The sequence below is a fragment of the Thalassobacillus cyri genome, assembly GCF_900107755.1.
In the GTDB taxonomy this organism is placed as follows: Bacteria; Bacillota; Bacilli; order Bacillales; family Halobacillaceae; genus Thalassobacillus; species Thalassobacillus cyri.
On sequence record NZ_FNQR01000036.1, the window covers coordinates 1 to 1201 of the forward strand.

The 1201-nt window shown below is 42.2% G+C and carries 1 pseudogene; it reads left to right on the forward strand.

Annotated elements, in window-relative coordinates:
• A pseudogene (locus tag BLV00_RS21610) lies at nucleotides 1-1201 on the forward strand (IS3 family transposase); the annotation flags it as partial.

Consider the following 1201-nt stretch of genomic DNA (forward strand, 5'->3'; position numbering starts at 1 on the left):
TACCGATATCATGGTAATAAGGCATTTTCGTTTCCCTATACAAACTATTCTCCAGCCCTTAAACTGAAGGTAATTCAGTTAATTAAAGAGAACGCGTATTCAATCCGTGAGGCATCAGCTATCTTTCACCTGCCGGCTCCTTCCATGGCCCGAAGGTGGCTCCAAAAGTGGGAGACAGGCGGCATGGATGCCTTAAAATCGTCTGGAAAGGGGCGCTCAGGTATGACATCTCAAAACAAGAAAAACACCAATTCATCGAAATCAGAAAAAGAAGATGTAAAAGCGATGAAAGAGGAATTGGAATATTTACGTATGGAGAATGCTTACCTAAAAAAGTTAGATGCCTTAGTTCGGGAAAAAGAAAAAACAACCCGAACCAAGAAAAAGCAGAAATAATTACTGAGCTAAGGCAGGAGTACCCCCTAAAAAAATTAGTTCAAGTGGCAGGTATGCCGCGAAGCACCTATTATCACTGCGTTCAAAAAAGCAAGCAGCCGGATCCGGATAGTGAGTTAAAGAAAAGGATCACCGACATCTATCATAAACATAAAGGACGTTTAGGCTACCGTCGTATCCAGGAGGAGCTTGATAACCGCGGCATCCATGTAAACCATAAGAAGGTCTATCGAATCATGCGTGAGCTGGGTTTAAAGTGTCTGGTTCGCATGAAAAAATATCGCTCATACAAAGGCCGTGTCGGAAAGGTAGCTGAAAACATTTTGAATCGCTCTTTCAGAGCTGAAAAACCAAATCAAAAATGGGTCACAGATATCACGGAATTCAAGCTCTTCGGGGAAAAACTTTATCTATCCCCTGTACTGGACCTTTATAATGGTGAAATCATTACCTACACCATTGGATCCAGTCCTGTTTATTCCCTTGTAGGAACGATGTTGGATCAGGCGTTAAAACGCTTGGATGAAGACGATCAGCTCCTTATGCATTCCGATCAGGGATGGCATTACCAAATGCCCCAATATCGTCAAACCCTAAAGCAGCATAACATCACACAAAGTATGTCCCGTAAGGGAAACTGTCACGATAACGCCGTTATGGAAAACTTTTTCGGCATCATGAAATCCGAGCTTCTGTATTTATGCGAATTCGAAAGCATCGAACATTTTAAGCAGGAACTGAAAGAATACATGGACTACTACAACCATGAAAGAATCAAATCCAGGTTAAGTGGCATGAGTCCCGT